The organism is Streptomyces sp. JLBJ103, assembly GCF_058215575.1.
The window spans coordinates 8,304,301-8,325,010 of the sequence record NZ_CM177089.1 but is presented as its reverse complement, the minus strand read 5'-3'; the positions used below and the strand labels follow the sequence as shown (position 1 = coordinate 8,325,010).

The 20,710-nt window shown below is 69.9% G+C and carries 22 protein-coding genes; 12 read left to right on the top strand and 10 right to left on the bottom strand.

The window, feature by feature from the left end:
* Window positions 1–89 precede the first annotated feature (89 nt).
* From AC4BEG_RS35335 to AC4BEG_RS35320, 4 genes are all read left to right on the top strand, one after another.
* Window positions 90–878, top strand: a complete 789-nt coding sequence (locus AC4BEG_RS35335; RefSeq protein ID WP_490703758.1) for a metallophosphoesterase — start codon at window positions 90–92, stop codon at window positions 876–878.
* Between the two features lie 36 nt (window positions 879–914).
* Window positions 915–1,364: an RrF2 family transcriptional regulator gene (locus AC4BEG_RS35330; RefSeq protein WP_490703757.1), complete on the top strand. Its 450-nt coding sequence runs from the start codon at window positions 915–917 to the stop codon at window positions 1,362–1,364.
* Window positions 1,365–1,436: 72 nt separating this feature from the next.
* Window positions 1,437–2,645 carry a globin domain-containing protein gene (locus AC4BEG_RS35325; RefSeq protein WP_490703756.1) on the top strand — a complete coding sequence of 403 codons (1,209 nt, stop codon included), beginning with the start codon at window positions 1,437–1,439 and terminating at the stop codon, window positions 2,643–2,645.
* A gap of 161 nt (window positions 2,646–2,806) precedes the next feature.
* Window positions 2,807–3,625: a class I SAM-dependent methyltransferase gene (locus tag AC4BEG_RS35320; RefSeq protein ID WP_490703755.1), complete on the top strand. Its 819-nt coding sequence runs from the start codon at window positions 2,807–2,809 to the stop codon at window positions 3,623–3,625.
* Between the two features lie 93 nt (window positions 3,626–3,718).
* On the opposite strand, the gene AC4BEG_RS35315 is transcribed toward AC4BEG_RS35320, so the two are convergent.
* Window positions 3,719–4,615: a CPBP family intramembrane glutamic endopeptidase gene (locus AC4BEG_RS35315; protein WP_490703754.1), complete on the bottom strand. Its 897-nt coding sequence runs from the start codon at window positions 4,613–4,615 to the stop codon at window positions 3,719–3,721.
* Between the two features lie 171 nt (window positions 4,616–4,786).
* Here AC4BEG_RS35315 and AC4BEG_RS35310 point away from each other — a divergent pair, with 171 nt between their 5' ends.
* From AC4BEG_RS35310 to AC4BEG_RS35295, 4 genes are read left to right on the top strand one after another with little or no spacing between them, the layout of a single operon-like run.
* Window positions 4,787–6,058 carry a sensor histidine kinase gene (locus AC4BEG_RS35310; protein ID WP_490703753.1) on the top strand — a complete coding sequence of 424 codons (1,272 nt, stop codon included), beginning with the start codon at window positions 4,787–4,789 and terminating at the stop codon, window positions 6,056–6,058.
* Window positions 6,055–6,732, top strand: a complete 678-nt coding sequence (locus AC4BEG_RS35305; protein ID WP_490703752.1) for a response regulator transcription factor — start codon at window positions 6,055–6,057, stop codon at window positions 6,730–6,732. Before AC4BEG_RS35310 ends, AC4BEG_RS35305 begins: the two co-directional genes overlap by 4 nt.
* Window positions 6,733–6,774: 42 nt before the next feature.
* Window positions 6,775–7,254, top strand: a complete 480-nt coding sequence (locus AC4BEG_RS35300; protein ID WP_490703751.1) for a macro domain-containing protein — start codon at window positions 6,775–6,777, stop codon at window positions 7,252–7,254.
* A gap of 46 nt (window positions 7,255–7,300) precedes the next feature.
* On the top strand, window positions 7,301–7,774 hold the full coding sequence (locus AC4BEG_RS35295; protein ID WP_490703750.1) for a nuclear transport factor 2 family protein: 474 nt from the start codon (window positions 7,301–7,303) through the stop codon (window positions 7,772–7,774).
* Window positions 7,775–7,784: 10 nt separating this feature from the next.
* Here AC4BEG_RS35295 and AC4BEG_RS35290 read toward each other — a convergent pair whose 3' ends face one another.
* From AC4BEG_RS35290 to AC4BEG_RS35280, 3 genes are all read right to left on the bottom strand, one after another.
* Window positions 7,785–7,973, bottom strand: a complete 189-nt coding sequence (locus AC4BEG_RS35290; RefSeq protein ID WP_490703749.1) for a hypothetical protein — start codon at window positions 7,971–7,973, stop codon at window positions 7,785–7,787.
* 67 nt (window positions 7,974–8,040) lie between these two features.
* Complete coding sequence (locus AC4BEG_RS35285) at window positions 8,041–9,222, bottom strand: hypothetical protein (protein WP_490703748.1); 1,182 nt, start codon at window positions 9,220–9,222, stop codon at window positions 8,041–8,043.
* 17 nt (window positions 9,223–9,239) lie between these two features.
* On the bottom strand, window positions 9,240–9,800 hold the full coding sequence (locus tag AC4BEG_RS35280) for a hypothetical protein (protein ID WP_490703747.1): 561 nt from the start codon (window positions 9,798–9,800) through the stop codon (window positions 9,240–9,242).
* A 203-nt stretch (window positions 9,801–10,003) separates the two neighbouring features.
* On the opposite strand from AC4BEG_RS35280, the gene AC4BEG_RS35275 reads away from it, so the two are divergent.
* Window positions 10,004–10,576 (top strand): YceI family protein, encoded by a 573-nt coding sequence (locus AC4BEG_RS35275; RefSeq protein ID WP_490703746.1) that lies wholly within the window; start codon window positions 10,004–10,006, stop codon window positions 10,574–10,576.
* Between the two features lie 12 nt (window positions 10,577–10,588).
* On the opposite strand, the gene AC4BEG_RS35270 is transcribed toward AC4BEG_RS35275, so the two are convergent.
* Genes AC4BEG_RS35270 through AC4BEG_RS35260 form a run of 3 tightly spaced genes read right to left on the bottom strand, consistent with a single transcriptional unit; the run spans window position 10,589 to window position 14,771 of the window.
* Window positions 10,589–11,662, bottom strand: coding sequence for a PHP domain-containing protein (locus tag AC4BEG_RS35270; RefSeq protein ID WP_490703745.1), 1,074 nt, complete (start codon window positions 11,660–11,662; stop codon window positions 10,589–10,591).
* Between the two features lie 20 nt (window positions 11,663–11,682).
* On the bottom strand, window positions 11,683–14,028 hold the full coding sequence (locus tag AC4BEG_RS35265) for a glycoside hydrolase family 65 protein (RefSeq protein ID WP_490703744.1): 2,346 nt from the start codon (window positions 14,026–14,028) through the stop codon (window positions 11,683–11,685).
* Window positions 14,025–14,771: an HAD family hydrolase gene (locus AC4BEG_RS35260; protein WP_490703743.1), complete on the bottom strand. Its 747-nt coding sequence runs from the start codon at window positions 14,769–14,771 to the stop codon at window positions 14,025–14,027. The genes AC4BEG_RS35265 and AC4BEG_RS35260 overlap by 4 nt, the downstream gene beginning before the upstream one ends.
* A 258-nt stretch (window positions 14,772–15,029) precedes the next feature.
* On the opposite strand from AC4BEG_RS35260, the gene AC4BEG_RS35255 reads away from it, so the two are divergent.
* From AC4BEG_RS35255 to AC4BEG_RS35245, 3 genes are all read left to right on the top strand, one after another.
* Complete coding sequence (locus AC4BEG_RS35255; protein ID WP_490703742.1) at window positions 15,030–16,259, top strand: YncE family protein; 1,230 nt, start codon at window positions 15,030–15,032, stop codon at window positions 16,257–16,259.
* A 47-nt stretch (window positions 16,260–16,306) separates the two neighbouring features.
* Window positions 16,307–16,810 (top strand): MarR family winged helix-turn-helix transcriptional regulator, encoded by a 504-nt coding sequence (locus AC4BEG_RS35250; RefSeq protein ID WP_490703741.1) that lies wholly within the window; start codon window positions 16,307–16,309, stop codon window positions 16,808–16,810.
* 91 nt (window positions 16,811–16,901) lie between these two features.
* Entirely contained in the window at window positions 16,902–18,212 is a 1,311-nt protein-coding gene (locus tag AC4BEG_RS35245) for an MFS transporter (RefSeq protein ID WP_490707307.1), read from the top strand.
* Between the two features lie 118 nt (window positions 18,213–18,330).
* On the opposite strand, the gene AC4BEG_RS35240 is transcribed toward AC4BEG_RS35245, so the two are convergent.
* The 3 genes from AC4BEG_RS35240 to AC4BEG_RS35230 all read right to left on the bottom strand — a co-directional run bounded on the left by AC4BEG_RS35240 (window position 18,331) and on the right by AC4BEG_RS35230 (window position 20,552).
* Window positions 18,331–18,474: a hypothetical protein gene (locus tag AC4BEG_RS35240; protein ID WP_490703740.1), complete on the bottom strand. Its 144-nt coding sequence runs from the start codon at window positions 18,472–18,474 to the stop codon at window positions 18,331–18,333.
* A gap of 178 nt (window positions 18,475–18,652) precedes the next feature.
* A complete protein-coding gene (locus tag AC4BEG_RS35235) occupies window positions 18,653–19,243 on the bottom strand; it encodes a hypothetical protein (RefSeq protein ID WP_490703739.1) in 591 nt (196 codons plus the stop codon).
* 103 nt (window positions 19,244–19,346) lie between these two features.
* Window positions 19,347–20,552 (bottom strand): helix-turn-helix domain-containing protein, encoded by a 1,206-nt coding sequence (locus tag AC4BEG_RS35230; protein ID WP_490703738.1) that lies wholly within the window; start codon window positions 20,550–20,552, stop codon window positions 19,347–19,349.
* Between the last annotated feature and the right edge of the window lie 158 nt (window positions 20,553–20,710).

Below are 20,710 nucleotides of genomic sequence, written 5' to 3'. Positions count from 1 at the left end.
ACCGGCGAGTGCTGCCGTCCGCCGCATAGGGTGACCCTGGCCGATCCGCCGCTCGGCCGGGGGGCGGCCCCGTCGTCAGGAGGCTTGTGATGTTGGTGTTCGCTCAGATCAGTGATGTGCACGTGGGGCAGGACCGCGGGGACGGAGGCGCCCGGGCTGCCGAGCGCACCCGCCGGGTGATGGCGTATCTGAACGGTCTCCCCGGGCAGCTCGACGCCATCCTGGTGACGGGTGACCTCGCCGACCACGGCACCGAGGAGGAGTACCGCGAGGCGGCCGCGCTGCTCACCTCGCCGCTCCCGGTCCTGACCTGTCCGGGCAACCACGACGAACGGGCCGCCTACCGGCGCCACTTCCTCGGTGAGGACGCCTCGGGTGCGGACGCCACCGCTCCGGTGAACCGGGCGCACCATCTCCCCGGAGCCACCTTCCTGATGTGCGACTCCTCGGTACCCGGACGCCCTGACGGGCTGCTGGACGATGTCACCCTCGCGTGGCTCGACCGTGAGCTGGCCGACTCTCCCCCGGATGTCCCGGCCTTCGTCGCCTTCCACCACCCGCCGCTGCCGCTGCACATCCCTTATGTGGATGAGATCCGGCAGTTCCAGGCGGAGCGCCTGGAGAAGGTGCTGGACCAGTACGACCATGTGGTCTCACTGCTGTGCGGCCATGCGCACACCGCCGCGACCACGACCTTCGCGGGTCTTCCCCTGCTGGCCGCGCCCGGGGTGGTCTCCACGCTCACCCTGCCCAGCGAGTGCCAGGACGAGGACGCCCTCATCAACTACGACCTGCCGCCGATGGTCGCCTTCCACGTCCTCGACGACACCGACCGGGTGACCACCCACTTCCGCGCCGTTCCGGCCGACGCCGATTAATTTGCATCTCAGATTCGCATTATCTAATCTGCTGCCATGCGGCTGACGAAGTCAACGGATCTGGCCCTCCGGGCGATCATGCGCCTCGCGGTGACCGGCGCCGAGCCGTACACCGCGCGGCAGGTCGCCGAGGAGATGCAGGTTCCGTACAGCCATCTGGCCAAAGTGGCCGCCCGGCTCCAGCACCTCGGCCTAATCGAGACACGGCGGGGACGCGGTGGCGGACTGGTACTCACCGAGACCGGGCGCACCGCCTCGATCGGTCAACTCGTGCGGGAGTTGGAGGGGGTTGGCGATGTCGTCGACTGCGAGGGGGACGCCCCCTGTCCGCTGCGACAGGGGTGCCGGCTGCGGATGGCGCTGCGCCGGGCCCAGGAGGCGTTTTACGCCACACTCGACCCGCTGACGGTCAACGATCTGGTCGCCTCCCCCACCGGCCCCGTTCTGCTGGGGCTGGTGGGACGCAACCCCGGCCTGTCCCCCTGATTCCAGGAGCCCCCGTGACGGACTTCCTCACGCCGTTAAATGCGAATCTCATATTCTACTTTGGAGCCTCCTATGCTCTCCCCGAAGTCGGCTGAGACCGTCCGTGCCACACTGCCCGCCGTCGGCGAGGCCATCGGCACCATCACCGAGCTCTTCTACCGGCGGATGTTCGAGGCCCACCCCGAGCTGCTGCGGCATCTGTTCAACCGCGGCAACCAGGCCGCGGGGACACAGCGGCAGGCACTCGCGGGAGCGATCGCCGCGTTCGCCACCGCCCTGGTGGAACAGCCCGGCGTCCGCCCCGACGCACTGCTCGACCGGATCGCGCACAAGCACGCCTCGCTGGGGGTGACACCCGCGCAGTACGCAATCGTGCACCGCCATCTGTCCGCGGCCATCGCGGAGGTGCTCGGCGACGCGGTCACCGAGGACGTGGCCGCCGCCTGGGACGAGGTCTACTGGCTCATGGCCAACGCCCTCATCGAGATCGAACGGCGGCTGTACGCACAACAGGGCGTGCTCGCCGGGGACACCTGGCGCCCATGGACGGTGGTGGCGCGGGTCCAGGAGACACCCAAGGTGGCCACCTTCCGGATCCGGCCCGCGGACGACCGCCCGGCCCCGGCGTTCCGGGCGGGCCAGTATGTGTCCGTCCAGGTCGAACTGGCCGACGGGGCACGGCAGATACGCCAGTACAGCCTGACAAACGCACCCGGTTCGACCGTGCGCTCCTTCACCGTCAAGCGGGTGGACGGGGAGCAGGGAGGACCGGTGGGCGAGGTCTCCGGCCATCTGCACGACCATGTCCGGGTGGGCGACGTGATCAGCGTCTCGGCACCGTACGGCGATGTCGTCCTCGACACCACGGACACGTACGCCCCGCTGCTGCTGATCTCGGCGGGCATCGGATGCACTCCGATGGTCGCCATGCTCGAAGATCTGGTCGACCGGGGGCACCAGGGTCCGGTGACGGTTGTCCACGCCGACCGCTCCGCCGCCGACCACGCGCTGCGCATCGATCAGGAGCGGCTGGTCACCAAGCTGGCCCATGGCGCGGCCCACTTCTGGTACGAGCGGCCGGAGTGTGAGTGGCCGGAGGCGTACACCGGTCTGGTCGACCTGTCCCGTGTCACGGTCCCCGAAGGCGCGCAGGTCTATCTGTGCGGACCGCTGCCCTTCATGCGGGCCGTACGTGCCCGGTTGCTGGAGCGGGGCGTACGGCCTTCCGCCATCCACTACGAGGTGTTCGGCCCCGATCTGTGGCTCGCCGCGCAGAACTGACCGCTCACGGCGAGCCCGGAGAGCTGGCGGGAAGCACTCGAACGGCCCAGGACTCGGTCGCCTTCCCCAGGGAACACGTGGAACTGTACGCACACGGACGCGAACACTCCGTGCCCGACCTCACCCAGGGGCGCCAGCACCCCCACATCGACCGAGGAATCATGGATCAGGAAAAGATCACTCTCAGCGGCACTCAGGAGACCATGCTCGCCACGCTCTACGCCAGGGCGGTGGACAGCCGCTCACCGGACACCGTCCTGGGCGACACCGCCGCCCAGGCGGCGGTTGAGCGCATCGCGTACGACTTCGGCAAAACGGGGATGACAGCCACGACAGCGGTGGGCGTGGCGCTGCGGGCCAAACAGCTCGACGACTGGACCACCGAGTTCCTGGCGGAGCACCAGAAGGCCACCGTGCTGCATCTGGCCTGCGGACTGGACACCCGGGTGCAGCGGCTCGATCCGCCGTCGTCGGTGCACTGGGTCGACGTCGACTTCCCGGACGTCGTCGAACTGCGCCGACGGCTGCTCCCGGAGCCGTCGGGCGACTACGAGATGGTCGCCTCCTCGGTGACCGACGAGGCATGGCTGAGTGAAGTGCCCGACGACCGGCCGACGGTGGCGGTCTTCGAGGGCCTGACGATGTATCTGACCAAGGACGAGGGCAAGCGGCTGATCCAGCGGATCACCGGCCGCTTCCCCAGCGGACAGCTGTTGTTCGACTGCTACGGCTCGCTGGGCATCAAGCTCCAGAAGTGTGTTCCGGCGGTGCGCAACGCGGGGGCCACGCTCCACTGGGGGCTGGACGACCCCTATGAGCTCGAGGGCTGGCACGACGGACTGACCTGCCTGGACGCGGTGCGCAGCGTGGACATGCCGGGGCTGGAGAAGATGCCTTCGACGGGGCGGATGAGCATGAAGGTGATGGCCCATCTGCCCGGTTTCCGGGATGTGGGCCGCATTCTGCGCTACCGCTTCTAGGGCCCTTGGAAGACAGGCCCTGGTTGAAGACAGGCCCTGGCCACGTCCCCTGGTCCGGCGCCGGGGCACCCGGCGCCGGACGGTGGGCGCACCTCACCGTGTCCGGAGGTCCTGGGACGGTCGGACGCGCAGCCGGTATCCGGTCCACAGAGCGAGCGCGGCCACCGGAATCGTGGGAAGCAGCGAGGTGACCATGGCCCCGTGGGCATGGCCGTGGCCGTCGTCAGCGGTGAGCAACTGGCCGGTGAGCAGGAAGAGGACCATGTTGTTTCCCGCATGGGCCAGGCTCGGCACCCACACCGTGCCGCTGCGCAGATACAGCCAGGCGAGGACAACTTCCTGACACAGGAAGGAGACGATCCACACCGCCAGGCCGAGAACCACGTTCGAGAAGTCGACGTAGCCGATGAAGGCCAGCGGAAAGTGCCAGCACGCCCAGATCAGTCCCGTTGCGACGATGGACGGCACCAGGCGGCCGCCGAACAGCCGCGGCCTCAGATAGCTCGTCCAGCCGAATTCCTCACCCCAGTACAGCGGGGTGAGAAGGGGAAGGACCAGCATCAGGGCGGCCACCGCCACCCATCCCGGCACCCCCGGCGACAACTCGTCCAGGGACGACAGATCCGGCTGCCACAGGCCGAGCACGGCCGCGCACCCCATGGTCACCGCTGTGAGAGCCAACGGGCCGAGCCACGCGGCGAGGTAGTAGGCCCAGGCGGACCGGAGACGGAGCGCGAGTCCGGCGTCGGCGAATCCCTCCCGGGTGACCCAGCGCCGGACGACAACCGCTGCGAGACCCGGCACGCAGAAGCCCGGGAGTTGCAGCAGCGGGCTGAGCGCCGAGAGGCCGAGGACGGTGTGCCCGATCAGCAGCCACAGCCAGGTGACCGCGAAGGACAGGGCGAGGAACACCACCCACCCTTGGGTCGGTGACACCATTGGGGCCGGTGGCGACGGTGCCGTGGTCTGCTCGGTGGTGGTCGATGACATCGATGTGTTCGCCCTTCGTGCTCCTCGACGGGTTGGCAGTGGTGAAGGTGTCATGGCGCGGCAACCGGGCACATCGCCTCCCGGAGCGAACTCCATACCGCTCAAAACAGCGATATGAGCTGGCTCTTTGGAGGGAGGCGGCTCCAACTCCCGGCGGCTACTGTGCGATCCATGCACACCTTGATCCGTCCGCTGTTCACCGCGGCGACCTACCGGGGCTGGGCCCATGCGCTGCTCGGGGCGGCCCTGAGCGTGCCGCCCCTGACGGCCGCCGCCCTGTCGGCGCCGCCGAGGTGGCCGCTTCCCATGCGTATGGCGGGCTTCACCCTCGCCCTGGTGGTCGTGGTCACCGCCATGGGCGTGCCACGCGCCGCACGCCGTGGCTGTGTACGGCTGGCCAATCGCCTGCTGGACACCGGACTTCCGCTCCCGGCCACCGAAACACCGCGATCCCGGTGGGCCAACCGGCTGCGTACGGCGGCGTGGCTGGTGCCGCATATGGCGGTGGGCATGGCGGTGATCACCGTGACGGGTCTGCTCGTCTTCGGCGGCGTGGCGCTTCCCGCGGTGTGGTGGGGCGGTGGCGGCGAGGTCGCCGTCTTCGGGACGCAGGTCACCGTACGGGCGGGCGGCGAGGGGCTGTGGACACCACTGGTCTCCGTGGGGTGCCTGCTGCTCGCGGGATACACCACGGCGGTCGGCACGGCCGCGCTGCGGCTGCTGGCCCCGGTCTTCCTCGACCACCGGCCCGCCGAGCGGCTGGCAGCGGCCGAGGAGCGGATGAATGTGCTGACCGAACGAAACCGGCTGGCCCAGGAGTTGCACGACTCCATCGGGCACACGCTCACCGCGTCGACCATCCAGGCCGCAGTGGCCGGGGAGCTGCTGGAGCGTGATCCTGCCGCCGCGCGGCGGGCGCTCACCAGCATCGAGGAGACGTCGCGCGCGGCGATGGACGACCTGGACCATGTGCTGGGCGCGCTCCGCGACCAGCAGGCCCCGAAGGCGCCGCAGCGCACCCTCGCCGATCTCGACACGCTCGTGGAGTCGGTACGGCAGGCAGGCGCCGAGCTGCGAATGGAGCGCGGCGGGGATCTGGGGCGGGTGCCGGCCGCCGTGTCCCGGGAGGCGTACCGCATCGCACAGGAGGGGCTGACCAACGCGCTGCGCTACGGCGAGAAGACGGGGATCCGGCTGCGGGTCGAGGTGCGCGACGGGCGGCTGGAGGTGGAGCTTGTCAATCTGGTCCGCCGTGGGGGCGATGGCCCGGCGGCCCGCGGGACCGGACGGTCCGGCCAGGGGCTGAACGGGATCGCCGAACGGGTGCGGCTGCTGCGCGGCGAGGTCGCCGCGGGCCCCGCGCACGACATGTCCGACGGCGGAGCGGCCGACGCGGCGGGGTGGCGACTCATGGCGCGGCTGCCGCTGGGGGCGGGGCGATGAGCGCGACGGATGCGCCGGATCCGGTGAACGGCACGGTGCGTGTGCTGGTTGTCGATGACGAGGAACTCACCCGGACCGGGCTGCGGACCCTGCTGTCCACCAAGCCCGATCTCACGGTGGTGGGCGAGGCCGCGGACGGCTCCGAAGTGCTGCCGCTGGTGATGGCGTTGCGCCCCGACGTGATCCTGATGGATGTGCGGATGCCTACGCTCAACGGGATCGAGGCCACCCGGCAGTTGCGGACCGCGCTGTCCGAGCCGCCGAAGGTCATCGTGATCACCACCTTCGAGAACGACGCATACGTCTACGACGCGCTGGAGGCGGGCGCCGACGGTTTCATCCGCAAGCGGGCTCCGTCCCAGCAGATCGCCCATGCCATCCGGCTGGTGGCCGCCGGCGACTCGATGCTCTTCCCCGACGCGGTACGCCGTCTGGCCACCGGTCGCCCGGTACGGCCGGAGTCGGCGGCGCGAGCGGCCGCGCTCACCCGCCGGGAGTCGGAGATCCTCCGGCTGATGGCACAGGGGCTGTCCAATCAGCAGATCGCCGACGACCTGACGGTGAGCCTGGAGACGGTCAAGACGCATGTGGGCAATGTGCTGGCCAAGTTGGGCGCCGAGAACCGGACCCAGGCGGTGATCGTGGCCTTTCAGGCGGGGCTGGCCCCGCACTGAATTCCGTTGGGGTGTGTCAGTGGCGGCGCATACGGTGGAGCCATGGGGGACGTCGTGTACGTCCGCGGGGATGCCACCTCACCGCGCGGCAAGGGACAGAAGATCATCGCTCATGTCTGCAACGACCTGGGCGGTTGGGGCAAGGGTTTTGTGCTGGCGGTCTCGCGCCGCTGGCCGGAGCCGGAGGCGGCGTACCGGCGCTGGCACCGGGAGCGCGCGGGCAATGACTTCGGCCTGGGCGCGGTGCAGTTCGTGCGGGTGAGCCCGTATCTGACCGTGGCGAACATGATCGGTCAGCGGGGAATGCGCCGCGGTAGCAAGGGGGTTCCGGTGCGCTACGAGGCGATAGGAACGGCCCTCGCCACGGTGGCGGCCAGGGCAGCCGAGGACGGTGCTTCGGTCCATATGCCGCGCATCGGCTGCGGGTTGGCGGGGGGCCGCTGGTCGCGTGTCGAGCCGCTGATAGTGCGGTCTTTGGTGGCCCGGAGTGTTCCGGTGACGGTGTACGACCACGAGAGCTGAGGCGGCAGGAGCGCAAGCCCATTGACGACCCTGATAGGAAGAGATCATGGACATTGGAGAGCTCGGCCCGATGGACCGGCTGCTCGCCGAACGGGCCTGTGAGCGCCTGATCATAGATTTCCTGCACCGGCTCGATCTGGGGGATCCGAGTTCGGTGGCCGAGCTGTTCACGGTGGACGGGGTGTGGGCGTGGCCCGCCGGGGACCGCCGGGTGGAGGGGCGGGAGGCGCTCGGGACGTACTTCGGCTCCCGTCCGGCGGACCGGCTCTCGCGCCGCCTGACCTCGAACATCGCGGTCACGGTGGAGTCCGCGACCACCGCCACCGCCACGTCCTACTTCGCGACGTACCGGGTCGACGGTTACGCGGGAGGCATCGTCCCCACCCGGGTGCCCTCGAATGTGGGGCACTACGAGGACACATTCCGCAAGGTGGAGGGGCGCTGGCTGCTCGCCTCCCGGACCACGCACCTGGCCTTCGGCGGGCCGACCGAGCGGCTGGGGAACGAAGAGAGCCGGTAGCCGACGGGGATCAGTTGTTCTCGGCGACCGCTCCGCAGCGTGCGCAGCGGTCGAAGGGGACGGTGTCCTGGATGGCGCCGCAGGCGGCGCAGACGCGGTCCAGCCAGCAGGCGGGCTCGCCGCCCTCGGGCTCCGCGGGCGCCCGGTGGCACTCCGGCTCTTCCTGTGATCCACCGCCGGGCTCGACCGTGCCGGTCATCCTCCGCGTCCCCTTTCACAGCCTTCTACGGTGCCCCCCTTTCCGGACGGTACCCCCTGGTCGCCGTTCACGACGACACTCCGTGCAGGACGCCGGTCCACAACCCGACCGCCGGGACGCAGGTGGCGACCGCGAAGACACAGACTGCTGCGACGGCCCGGGTGTACGGGGCGGGATGCCCGACGGTCCACCGGTGAGTGAGGGCGTGCAGCCTCGCGGCCTTCTGCGGGGTGGGGTTCTTGTCCTGCTGACGGGCCAGGAACGCGGCGAGCCGGTCCGCCGACTCGGTGTCGTGGGCCACCGCCTCGGCGTCCGCCCGCATCTCCATCAGCGTCACCATCAGACGGCGGGCGCGGCTGTTGGCGTAGAGCCCACCGATGAGAGCGAGGGCGAAGGCCGTCATGGAGACGATGGTCTGGCCGGAGGTCTCCACCGGTGTGACGCCGAGGGCGGTCACGGAGTCGAAGCACACGGCCAGCTTTCCCACCGCCGGTACATGGCGCAGATAGCGGCGTCGCATCGGATCGCCGTGGCGAAGATGGGAGATCTCGTGGCGGAGCAGCACCGCTCCGACCGGGCTCCGCAGCAGGGTGCGCCAGCCCTGCGGAATGGTGACGTGGACCGTGGGTTTGCGGACGTTGAGGGAGAAGGCGTGGTAGAGGAAGACTCCCGCCACGGCGGCGATGGCCACGACCGCCACCGTCAGCGGGACGAGGAGTTCGGCGTCGTCGACCGGCAGCGTCATCCGGTCACTGAGCAGGCCGAAGGCGAGTCCGCAGGCGGCGCTCACGGCCCACACGGACTTGCGGCGCTGGAGCCGGGTCCCCCAGTCCTCCATCCGGCCGAGGAAGCCCGGTGAGGGCTGCGGGACATGCAGCACCATGAGCCCCTGCAGCGGGGCCCAGGTGGAGACCGCGTGGAGTTCCGCGGTGTCAAGACCGGCCGCGTGGAAGGTGTCCCGGATGCGTTTCCAGCCCTTCACCGTCCAGTTGATCTCGGTGAGTTCCTCGTCCGCCTCACGGCCACTGAGCGAGTCGGAACGCCACTCGTTGATCAGCGGGAGGAGGAAGAGCGCGCCGAGGACCACCACGGCGAGCAGTGCCGTCCCACCGATCGCGGCGGGCACGCTCAGTGGGTCATCGCCGGTGACCATCACACTGCCGGTGGTGGCGGGCGCCGCGCACACCGGGCCGAGCAGGATCAGCCAGCACATCCGCTCGGCGCGGCGCAGCCGGCGGACGGGGGACACGGTGGCCATGGTGGGCGTTACCCGGCGTCGTCCCCGCCGCTGCCAGGCCCGGATCCGGGTTCAGATGCGGATGCGGGCTCGCCCGCGGGTTCCGCCGCGGCGCGGACGAGGGCTTCCGCCTGGATGCGTACGACGGTCCGTACCGTCTCCGGGTCGACCTCCGGGGGCAGTCTCAGCTCCACCGTCACCCGCTGGGCGAGCGCCACGGTGCCGTCCTCCCCGCCGTCGTCGCCCTCCCTGCCGTCACCACCGCGCAGACACCGTGTGAGGTAGCCGACGGCGTCCCGCAGCCCGCGCTCGATGGCCATGTCGGTCGCCGACGAGAGCACTTTGAAGGCGATCTGGCCGAGCACGGACAGCCCGATGGTGAGATACACATGGGTGTCGACGGCCGGTGCCCCGCTGGCGTCGTCGAAGAACTCCCCCGCGCCCGGCACCCGTCGGCCCGCGCGCAACTCCTCCGCGAACTCCTCGAAGAGCTCCTCGTGCTCCTCCTCGGCGACGGCGAGCGCGGACGCGTCGACCATCGTGAGGATCCGCTCGATCGTGGTGTCGCTGAGCCCTGTCATGTCCGTCACGCGATTCCCCCCGATGCGCCACGCCACGGACGGGCGTGCGCGACGGAATGACGGTAGCCCGATCGAAGGAGAAGATGTGATGACTTACGGCAAATAGGTGAACTCACCGTGCATTTCGTGTATGGCCCTCAAGGTCGCCCCCTCGCTTCTGACGCATGATCGTTCCAGGGGGCCCAGAGCGGATCACACGTCAGGAAGCGGTTATGGCAGTCACCAGATGGTTCTTTGAGCCCGGTCACACGGGCGCCGAGTTCAAGGCCCGGCACATGATGGTCACGTACGTGCGCGGGCAGTTCAAGAACATCGAGGGGTTCCTGGAGGTGGATCCGGAGCACCCGGAGAACGCCCGGGTGGAGGCGACGATCGACGCCACCCAGGTGTACACGGGCCAGCCGCAGCGGGACGCCCATCTGCGCAGCGCGGACTTCTTCGATGTCGAGAACCATCCGACGTGGACCTATTCCGGAACCAGTGTCACGCAACTGAGCGAGACCGAGTTCGATATCGGCGGGGAGCTCACGGTGCGCGGTGTCACCCGCCCCGTGCCACTGCGGGTGAACTATCTGGGGCAGTGGGACACGCCCTGGTGGGAGGGGGACAAAAACCTCGGGCCGCGGCGGCGCGCGGGCTTCCTCGCCACCGCCCAGGTCAATCGGCAGGACTTCGGGGTGTCCTGGAACGACACGGTGGACCGGGGCGGCGTGGTGGTGAGCGACCTGGTGGACCTCACCATCGACATCGAGGCGGTGCTCGACCCCGCCGGCCCGCGGTCCTGAGGTTCCGGGCGGTCAGTTTCCGTCGGCCGTACGCCGGGAGGCACTGCGGCTGGCCGGGCGGCCCGGGGCCTTGCGGGTACGCGTCCACTCCAGCAGCTGCCGCTCGGTCCAGGTGGTGATGATCCGCTCCTGTGGCACCTCGCACTCCGCCGCCCGCGTGCATCCGTTGATCTGCCAGTCGAGCTGGCCGGGCGCGTGGGCGTCGGTGTCGATGGAGAAGAAGGTCCCCGCCGCGACGGCCTCCCGGAGCAGCCGACGCGGCGGATCCAGCCGCTCGGGGCGGCAGTTGATCTCCACAGCGGTGCCCGACTCCACGCACGCACCGAAGACCTCGGCCGGGTCGAAAGCGGACTCCGGGCGTTTACCGCCGAGCAGCCGCCCGGTGCAGTGGCCCAGCACATCGACATGCGGATCGCGGACCGCGGCCACCATCCGGCGGGTCATGGAGCGGGCTTCCATCCGCAGCTTGGAGTGGACCGAGGCGACGACCACATCCAGCCGGTCCAGCAGTTCCGGCTCCTGGTCGAGGGAGCCGTCCGGGAGGATGTCGACCTCGATACCGGTGAGCAGCCGGAACGGGGCGAGGGTCGCACGCAGTGCGTCCACCACGTCCAGCTGTGCGCGCAGCCGTTCCGCCGACAGGCCGCCTGCCACGGTGAGCCGTGGCGAGTGGTCGGTGAGCACCGCCCAGTCGTGTCCCAGCCGTGCGGCCGTACGCGCCATCAGCTCGATCGGTGAGCCGCCGTCGGACCAGTCGGAGTGCAGATGGCAGTCACCGCGCAGCGTCGCACGCAACACTGCCGCCGCGGGGTCGAGTTCCTGGGCGGCCTCGGCGGCCTCGGCTTCGAGCGTGGCCAGGTACTCCGGCACCTCGTCGCGCAGCGCTTCCCGCACCACCTGCGAGGTCTTGGGGCCGATCCCCTTGAGCGAGGTGAGCGTGCCCGCCTGGGCCCGCCGCCGTACCTCCTCCTCGGACAACGCGGCCAGGATGGCTTCGGCGGTCCGGAAAGCGCGTACGCGATAGGTCGGCGCCTGGGCGCGCTCCAGGAGGAAGGCGATCCGGTCCAAGGCGGTCAGCGGATCCATCGCACGCACGCCCCTTCGTCTCAGGCCCGGCGGTCGGGCCGTCGGCCAGGGGGCTGGCGCGGTTCGGGGCGGGCGGTCTGATCGGGGATCTCACAGGTCTTGGGCGCCTTGTCGGAGACGGTGATCGCCCGGCCGTAGTGCCGGATCTCCATCGGGGCGCCCTCGATCAGGGAGTAGATGACGGAGGTGTTGGTGATCTCCACTCTCAGCCGCCGCCGCAGCACCTGCACGGTGAAGGCGAGGCGGGCCAGCTTCTCCGGCAGTTTGGGCGCGAACTCCAGGCTGTCCGCGAAGTGGCGCATTCCGCCGAACCCGGCGACCAGGGCGATCCAGGTGCCCGCGAGTGAGGCGATGTGCAGACCGTCGCGGGTGTTGTGCTCCAGGTCCTTCAGATCCATCAGCGCCGCCTCGCCCAAGTAGTCGTAGGCCAGCCGCAGATGGCCGACCTCGGCGGCGATGACCGCCTGGCAGCAGGCGGACAGGGAGGAGTCGCGGACGGTCAGCGGCTCGTAGTAGGCGAAGTTGCGGGCCTTCTGCTCCTCGGTGAAGCACTCACCGCGCAGATACATCGCCAGCACCAGATCGGCCTGTTTGATCACCTGTCTGCGGTACAGCTCGAAGTAGGGGAAGTGGAGCATCAACGGGTAGTCGTCGGGGCGGGTGTTCTGGAAGTCCCACTCCTGGTGGCCGGTGAAGCCGGTGTGCTGCTCGTGGACATCGAGGGACTTGTTGTAGGGGATGGTCATGGATTCCGCGGCATCCCGCCAGGCGGCGGCCTCCTCGTCGTCGACACCCAGCGCCGAGCCCTTGGCCGGGTGGCGCTCCACCACATCCGCCGCCGCCCGCAGGTTCGACTGGGCCATGAGGTTGGTGTAGACGTTGTCGTCGCCGAGGGCGCTGTACTCGTCGGGGCCGGTCACCCCGTCGAGGTGGAAGCGGCCGTGGTGGTCGTGATGGCCCAGGGAGCGCCACAGCCGGGCGGTCTCCACCAGCAGCTCCACACCGGTCTCGCGTTCGAACTCCTCGTCGCCGGTGGCGGCGACATAGCGCACCACGGCATCCGCGACATCGGCGTTGACGTGAAAGGCCGCCGTACCCGCGGGCCAGTAGGCGGAGCATTCGGACCCGTCGATGGTGCGCCAGGGGAACGCGGCGCCCTCATGGCCGAGTTGACGGGCCCGGTCGCGAGCCGCGGTCAGGGTGGACTGTCGCCAGCGCAGCGCCTCGGCCACGGACTCGGGAAAGGTGTAGGTGAGCAGGGGCAGGACGAAGGTGTCGGTGTCCCAGAAGGAGTGTCCGTCATAGCCGGAGCCGGTGAGGCCCTTGGCGGGGATGGCGCGTTCCTCCGCGCGGGCGCCCGCCTGGAGTACGTGGAAGAGGGCGAAGCGGACCGCCTGCTGGATCTCGGCATCGCCCTCGACCTCCACATCGGCGCGGTCCCAGAAGTCCTCCAGCCAGGCGCGCTGCTGATGGACCAGACCGCGCCAGCCGGTGCTGGTGGCCCCGGCCAGTGCGGCTTCGACCTGGTCGCGTACGGCGGGCAGGGACCGGACGCTCGACCAGCCGTAGGCGACCAGTTTCTCCAGCCGCAGGATCTGTCCCGGTTCGAGGACGGAGGTCACGGTCAGCCGGGCGACATCGTCGCTGCTCTCGCTGGAGTGGCGGGTGGGCGGCGGTCCGGTGATCAGGTGGTCGGCGGCGGCCGCGACCCGCAGTCGGCTTGCGTCGGTGCAGTGGATCAGCCGCAGCCGGTTGCCGCTGGCGTCGTTCTCCTCGGGCAGCAGGGGAGATTCCAGGGCCTCGGCGACCCGGGGATCTCCCGCGAGGCTGGGCAACTGTTCATTCGCGACCAGCTCGGACTGGACCACCACACGGATAGTGGCGTCGAGCGCCTCCACCTCATAGGCGATGGCGGCGATGGCCCGCTGGGTGAGGGAGACCAGCCGGGTGGAGCGCACCCGGACGCTGGTGCCCGAGGGGGAGGTCCACTCACAACTGCGGTGCAGCACACCGCCGCGCAGATCGAGGACGCGCTCGTGGGAGCGCAGCCGTCCGTAGCGCAGATCGAAGGGCTCGTCGTCCACCAGCAGCCGGATGATCTTCCCATTGGTGACGTTGATCATGGTCTGACCGGCCTCGGGGTAGCCGTATCCGGCCTCGGCGTAGGGCAGCGGGCGCCGCTCGTACACCCCGTTGAGGTAGGAGCCGGGCAGACCGTGGGGCTCGCCCTCGTCCAGATTGGCGCGCCAGCCGACATGGCCGTTGGAGAGCGCGAAGACCGATTCGCTCTGGGGCAGCACATCCAGGTGGAGCTCGGTCTCCCGCATCAGCCAGGGGTCGACGGCGTACGAGTCGTCGGTGATCACGAGGGGTCCTCCTCCAGCAGCTCGGCGAGATCCCGGACCACGACATCGGCGCCATGGCGGCGCAGTGCGTCGGCCTGGCCGACCCGGTCCACACCCACCACATGGCCGAAGTGGCCCGCGCGCCCGGCGTCCATGCCCGCGAGGGCGTCCTCGAAGACGGCGGCCGCGTCCGGGGTGGTGTCCAACTCGCGCGCGGCCTCGAGGAAAGTGTCCGGGTGGGGTTTGCCCGGCAGCTTGCGCTCGGCGGCGACCACACCGTCGATCCGCACCTCGAAGAGGTGCTCGATACCGGCGGCGATGAGCACATCGCGGCAGTTGGCGCTGGAGGAGACGACCGCGGTCCGCAGCCCCGCGGCACGCGCCACCTCGCAGAAGCGCACCGATCCGGGGTACGCCTCGACGCCCTCCTCCCGGATCTTGGCCAGGACCAGGGCGTTCTTGCGGTTGCCGAGACCGTGCACGGTGTCCTTGTCGGGTGGGTCGTCCACCGCGCCCTCGGGGAGCTCGATGCCCCGGGAGGCCAGGAAGGTGCGGACACCGTCGGCCCGCGGGCGGCCGTCCACGTACGCGTCGTAGTCGGCGGCCCGGTCGAAGGGGCGGAAGGAGGGGCCGTCGCGGCGCTCGAGGAATGCGTCGAACGTCTGCTTCCACGCCGCCGCGTGCACCACGGCGGTCCGGGTCAGGACCCCGTCGAGATCGAACAGGCAAGCCCGGATAGCCGTCGGAAGGCAGGGCGTGGTCATGGCCCCCGAATCCCCCGCGCGCGCCGGATTATGCGGATGCGCACGGGAATACGCGGGCGGGGCGCCGATCCGCCAGACGGCGCGGGGGACAGGGCTTCGGCCACCGGTGGTAGGCGCCTCACCTGCTTGGACGTCGGCGGGTGCCGGTGGGGGGCGCGGGTGACAATCTTGGGCCACGGCCCACCGTGGTCCGGGCAGCGACCGCATTTCCCTTCACCGCCGGAGTTTCACCACTGGAGTTCACCGCTGGAGGAAACCGTGGCCAGTGGCCCGACCCACCGCTCCCCCGCTCGCTGCCGCGCTGCGGTCCGGGCCGCCACGGCCCTGCTGCTGTGCGGCGCCGCGGTCCCGGCCTGCGCCTCTTCCAGCGATCACGGTCACAAGCGGGACCGGGCGACATCGCGGGCCGAACACAGGGTCCACCCCTCGGCCGCGGCGAAGAAAGCCTCCCGCGCCAAGCTGCTGCCGGGCATGCCCCCGCCGCTGGATCCGCACGATCTGTACGCCGCCGACCGGCCGGGCAAGCTGGCCAACGTGGTCAAGCGCTTCCCGTCGCGGGTGTACGTGCCCAACACCCTGTCGGACACGGTGAGCATCATCGACCCGAAGACCTTCAAGGTGATCCGCACGATCCCGGTCGGTCACCAGCCGCAGCACGTGGTCCCCTCCTGGGATCTGAAGACTCTGTGGGTCAACAACGACCTGGGCAACACCCTCACCCCGATCGACCCGGTCACCGGCCGGGTCGGGCGGACGGTGGACGTCCACGACCCGTACAACCTCTACTTCACCCCCGACGGCAAACACGCCGTGGTGATGGCCTCCAAAGACCGGCAGCTTGTCTTCCGGGACGCGCACACCATGCGCGTGGTGAAAGCGCTGCCGGTGAGCTGCTACGGCGTCAATCACGCGGACTTCTCCCCCGACGGCCGCTACTTCATCGTCTCGTGCGAGTTCTCCGGCGAACTGCTGAAGGTGGACACCGCGCGGATGAAGGTGATCGGGCAGCAGCGGCTGCCGATCGCGGGGGCCATGCCACAGGACGTCAAGATCTCACCGGACGGCCGGAAATGGTACGTGGCCGACATGGTGGCGAACGGGGTGTGGGTGCTCAACGGCGACACCTTCAGCCGTCCGCGGCTGCTGCCCACCGGCAAGGGCACCCACGGTCTGTACGTCAGCCGCGACTCGCGCAGGATGTACATCTCCAACCGGGGCGAGGGCAGCATCTCGGTGCTCTCCTTCGCCACCGGCAAGCTGATCGAGCGGTGGCGGCTGCCCGGTGGCGGCAGCCCCGACATGGGCGGGCTGTCCGCCGACGGCAAGGTGCTGTGGCTGTCCGGCCGCTACAACTCGGAGGTGTACGCCATCGACACCCGCACCGGAAAACTGCGCGCCCGGATCCCGGTCGGCGGCGGCCCGCACGGGCTGGCGGTCTACCCGCAGCCCGGACGCTACTCGCTCGGCCACACGGGGATCTTCCGCTGAGCCCGACACATAGACCACCTATATAGGCCCGTGATACAAATATAAGTGTGGAGTACACACACCAGTCCGATCCGGGTGACACCGACGCCCTTGCCGTCCGCGAAGAGGTCGCGGAGACGCTGGAGCAGCTGGCGTTCCTCGCGATTCGCCATCTGACCAACCGGGACATCAGCTTCACGGCCGCGTCCACCCTCGGCCGGCTGGACCGGGAGGGTCCGTCGCGGCTGACCGCACTGGCCTCGGACGAGGGAGTCACCCAGCCCTCGATGACCCAGCTGATCCAGCGACTGGATCGGCAGGGTCTGGTGACCCGGGTCGCCGATCCGGCCGACGGACGGGTAGTGCTGGTGGCGATCACCGACGACGGGCGCGCACTGCTCGCCGCACGGCGCCGCAGCCGTACCACCCAACTGACCGAACTGCTGGCCACCCTGTCCCCGGAGGACGAAGAGGCACTCGCCACCGCCGTCCGCGCCGCGGGCCCCGCCTTCCAGCGGCTGGTCGCGAGCGCGGGGCGGGCGCGCAGATCTCCGGGGAGCACCGCTTCCTGACCCATCGGCACCCCCGCCGCGCCACGGCTTGTCATGCCGTCACGGCCCGGGTCCTGACCCGACGGAGCCCTTGTTGTCCGCTCACTCCGGCATATCCACCCACCCCGCCCCCGGCACCGACCGGTCCTCCCCTCCCCGCGCCCAGAACCCGTTCAACCAACCGAAGGCCGTCTGGGCGGTGGCCTTCGCCTGCGTGATCTCGTTCATGGGCATCGGCCTGGTGGACCCGATCCTGCCCTCGCTCTCCGCCAAGCTGCATGCCACACCGAGCCAGGTGTCACTGCTGTTCACCAGCTATCTGGTGGTCACGGCCGTCGCCATGCTGATCACCGGTTTTGTCTCCAGCCGTATCGGCGCCAAGCGCACCCTGGTGGCCGGGCTGGTACTCATCGTGCTCTTCAGCGCGCTGGCCGGGGCATCCGGCAGCATCGACGGGATCGTCGGTTTCCGCGCGGGCTGGGGGCTGGGCAACGCCCTGTTCATCGCCACCTCCCTCGCCGTCATCGTCAGCTCGGCCAGCGGTGGTTTCGCCGGGGCGATCATCCTCTACGAGACGGCGCTCGGCATCGGTATCGCCGTGGGACCGCTGCTGGGCGGCGAGTTGGGCAGTATCAGCTGGCGTGGTCCGTTCTTCGGTGTGTCGGTCCTGATGGCCATCGCGCTGGTGGCCACCGTCGTACTGGTCGAACCCACACCGGTCCCGCCACGCCGCACATCCATGACCGACCCGCTCAAGGCGCTGCGCCACCGCGGGCTGCTCACCATGGGGCTCACCGCGCTCTGCTACAACTGGGGCTTCTTCACAGTGCTGGGCTATGCGCCCTTCCCGATGGACCTGGGCACGCATGAGCTGGGCTATGTCTTCACCGGCTGGGGTCTGCTCGTCGCGTTCTTCTCGGTCTTCGGAGCGCCCTGGCTCCAGGCCAGGCTGGGTATCGCGCGAGCGCTGTATCTGAATCTGGCGCTCTTCGCGCTCGACATCCTCGTCATCGGCCTGTTCACCACCTCCCGCACGACGCTGATCGTGGCGGTGATCGTGGCCGGTGCCTTCATCGGGGTGAACAACACCATCACCACGCAGGCGGTGATGACCGTCGCACCCGTGGAGCGTCCGGTCGCCTCCGCGGCCTACGGCTTCGTGCGCTTCATCGGCGGTGGTCTGGCGCCGTACGCCGCGGGCAAGGTGGCCGAACACGCCGGGATCCATATGCCGTTCTACATCGGGGCCGCGGCGGTGGCGCTGGGCATCGGTGTGCTGGCCACGGGCCATTCGCTGCTGGCCACGGCCGAGCGCGCGCAGGCGGCGGAGGCGGCGGAGGCGGCCGGGCACAGCCCGGCCGAGGAGCGGCGCGAAACGCTGGAGAAGCGGGCCGTCGCCGAGGAGTTCGGCTCCACGGGCTGAGCCTGCGCGCCCATCGATCCGTGCCGCGGCCGGGTGCTCCCTCGACCGGACTCCCGGCCGCGGCGGTCGTACGCGGTGTCCGGTAGGGGAGCCCGGACCTGCCAGCGGCCCACCCGGTCTATGGGGCGGCCGGATCGCCCGCGACGCACAGGGCGATGGCGGCGGCGAGGATGCCGAACAGCGCGCCAAGGATCAGTCCGGCACGAGCGCCCCGGACGACGTACAGCCCGGCCCGCGCGGCACGGGCTGTGCGGCGACTCATCCGGCATCACCTGACCGAGCGTGCCGCGCGGCCGCCGTGTACTCGACGAGCAGGGCTTCGCCCCGCTCGCACACAGCACCCGGCGTCTTGCACGTCACACAGCCCGCGGCGTGTTCGATGGCCGCGCGCCACTCCTCTTCGGCGTCACGCGGAAGCGCGTCCTGCTGCGCGGCCGTCATCATCCCCTTCCCAACTGGCGGGCGCGACGCATGGCAGCGGCCTGGGCGACCGGGTCACGCGGCGCCTCTCGCGCATGCCGAGGGCAGGCGTAGACCGTGCGGCCGACACCGCTGGCCGTGTGCTGGATGTCGACCACCACCGGTTCCTCGGTGGGCAGCGCGCACCGGTGGCAGGTCTGCCGACCCTCCGGCGGCGGCCCCAGCTCGGCACGGTCAGCCGTGGCCAGGGCCTCCCACAGCCGCCAGGCGTCGGTCAGGTACCGACCGGGCGCGAGGGGGACGCGCCAGTGGGGCCGCGGTCCTTCGACCCAATGCACAGGGGGCACGCCGAGGTAGGTGCTCTCGTCGGCCAGCTCGGTGAGCACGCGGACTTGGCGGAGGTGCCAGCTGCGGGCGGAGCCGATGGCGACGAGCCAATACAGGGTGCCGAAGCGGTCCTGGATGACGGCGCCGGTGTCGTCGCCGAGGAGTTCCAGCGCGCGTTCGCCGACGGAGTTCTCTGCCCGCACGGCGTCCCACCAGCGCCCTACGGGTAATGGCTCGACATCCCCGGAGGGAGGCGGCTTCCACGGCAGGGTGCTGGTCGTCATGGTCGGCTCCATGTGACGGTCTGTGCGCTGACCGTCACATCGTGCCGAGCTGTCGGGGCGTCAGTGTTCCCCGATACGGAACAATGGCGCCCCTCCCCCGCTGCTACATGCCGACCCAGGCCGCAAGCGACGACAACGACTCAGGCGCCCGCCGCTGCCGACGCACCAGGGTCCCGATCGTCTCCCGCATCAGAGGGTGATACCGAGCCTGCTGCGGAGCCACCCGTCGCGCCCGGATCAGGAACCGTTCGGCAGGTTCGGCCTTGCCCATCTGCGCGTACGCTCGAGCCATCTCGATGTAGTACCGGCCGACCCGCATCCGTGGGTGAGCCTCCGGGAAATGCAACTGCTTCGACAGCTTCACTGCCACACCAAGTTCGCCGAGTTCCACGTTGGTCGCGACGTCGAAGTGCTGCACGTTCGTCAGCCCGAACGAGGACCAGTACACCTCCGGCACATCGCGACCGATCTTCTTGGCGGTCTCGCGCGCCAGACCCATGTACCCGCTGACAGCGTCAGCATCCTTGGCCTGGGCGGCCGCGATGGCCGACGCGAGATGCAGACTGCCCGTCACGGCCAGGGCTTCCACGCCTTCGGGCTGCTCAACCTGATCGATCAGCCCGTGACCGCGCCCGATGACTCGAAGCGACATCTGGTTGTTCCCACGCCGGAGCAGCATGCTGGAGCGCTTGTTCAAACGGATGGCGAGCAGTAACGGGTCCTGCGCTTGCTCGGCCATCCAGCCCATGCGTTCCAGTGCGATCGACGCCAGATCGTGGTAGCCGACCCGATAGGCGAACTCATAGGCGACCCAGTAGCACCAGCTCAGCGACGAGGCCGCCCGCCGGTACTCCTCACCCGGGGGCAGGAGACTGACCATCGTGGTGAGTTCCCCGAGGAGACCGGGCAGCTTCGAACCGATGTCCTTGTACTCCGTAGCGGAGGCCCCGGCACACAACACCTTGACGTCGCCCTCGACTTGGCCGACGGGCCGAGGGGTGATGTGGGGGTCTGGCCCAAGGTCGTAGAGGTCGAGCGCCTCGGACAACGGGGAGATGAGGCGGTCGAGGTGGTCTTGCTGGAGTTCCGAGACATATGGCTGGCCGTTGAGCACGGCGACGTCGACCTGGAGGACTCGGGCGACAGCGGCCACGACCGAGGGTGTGGCCGGGGCCAGGCCCCGCTCGACCTTGGCGATGGTGCTGCGGGCGAGGAACGCGCGCTGCGCGAGAGCGGTTTGGGTGAGCTGGCGCAGCTTCCGGTAGTCCGCGATTCGAGCGCCGGTGTGCTCCTCATGACTCCGTGGCATGCTGAACTCCGTTCTGGCCTGGACACTCAGAACGGTACCCGCGGCCGGCTCCGCGAGTACGACCGACCGGCCCCCGCCTTGGTGGGGGGCCAACGTACGTTCCGAACCCGGGCGCGGCGAAAGGCCCCCTCGCCGGGCCCGAAGGCCAGGGAAGGGGC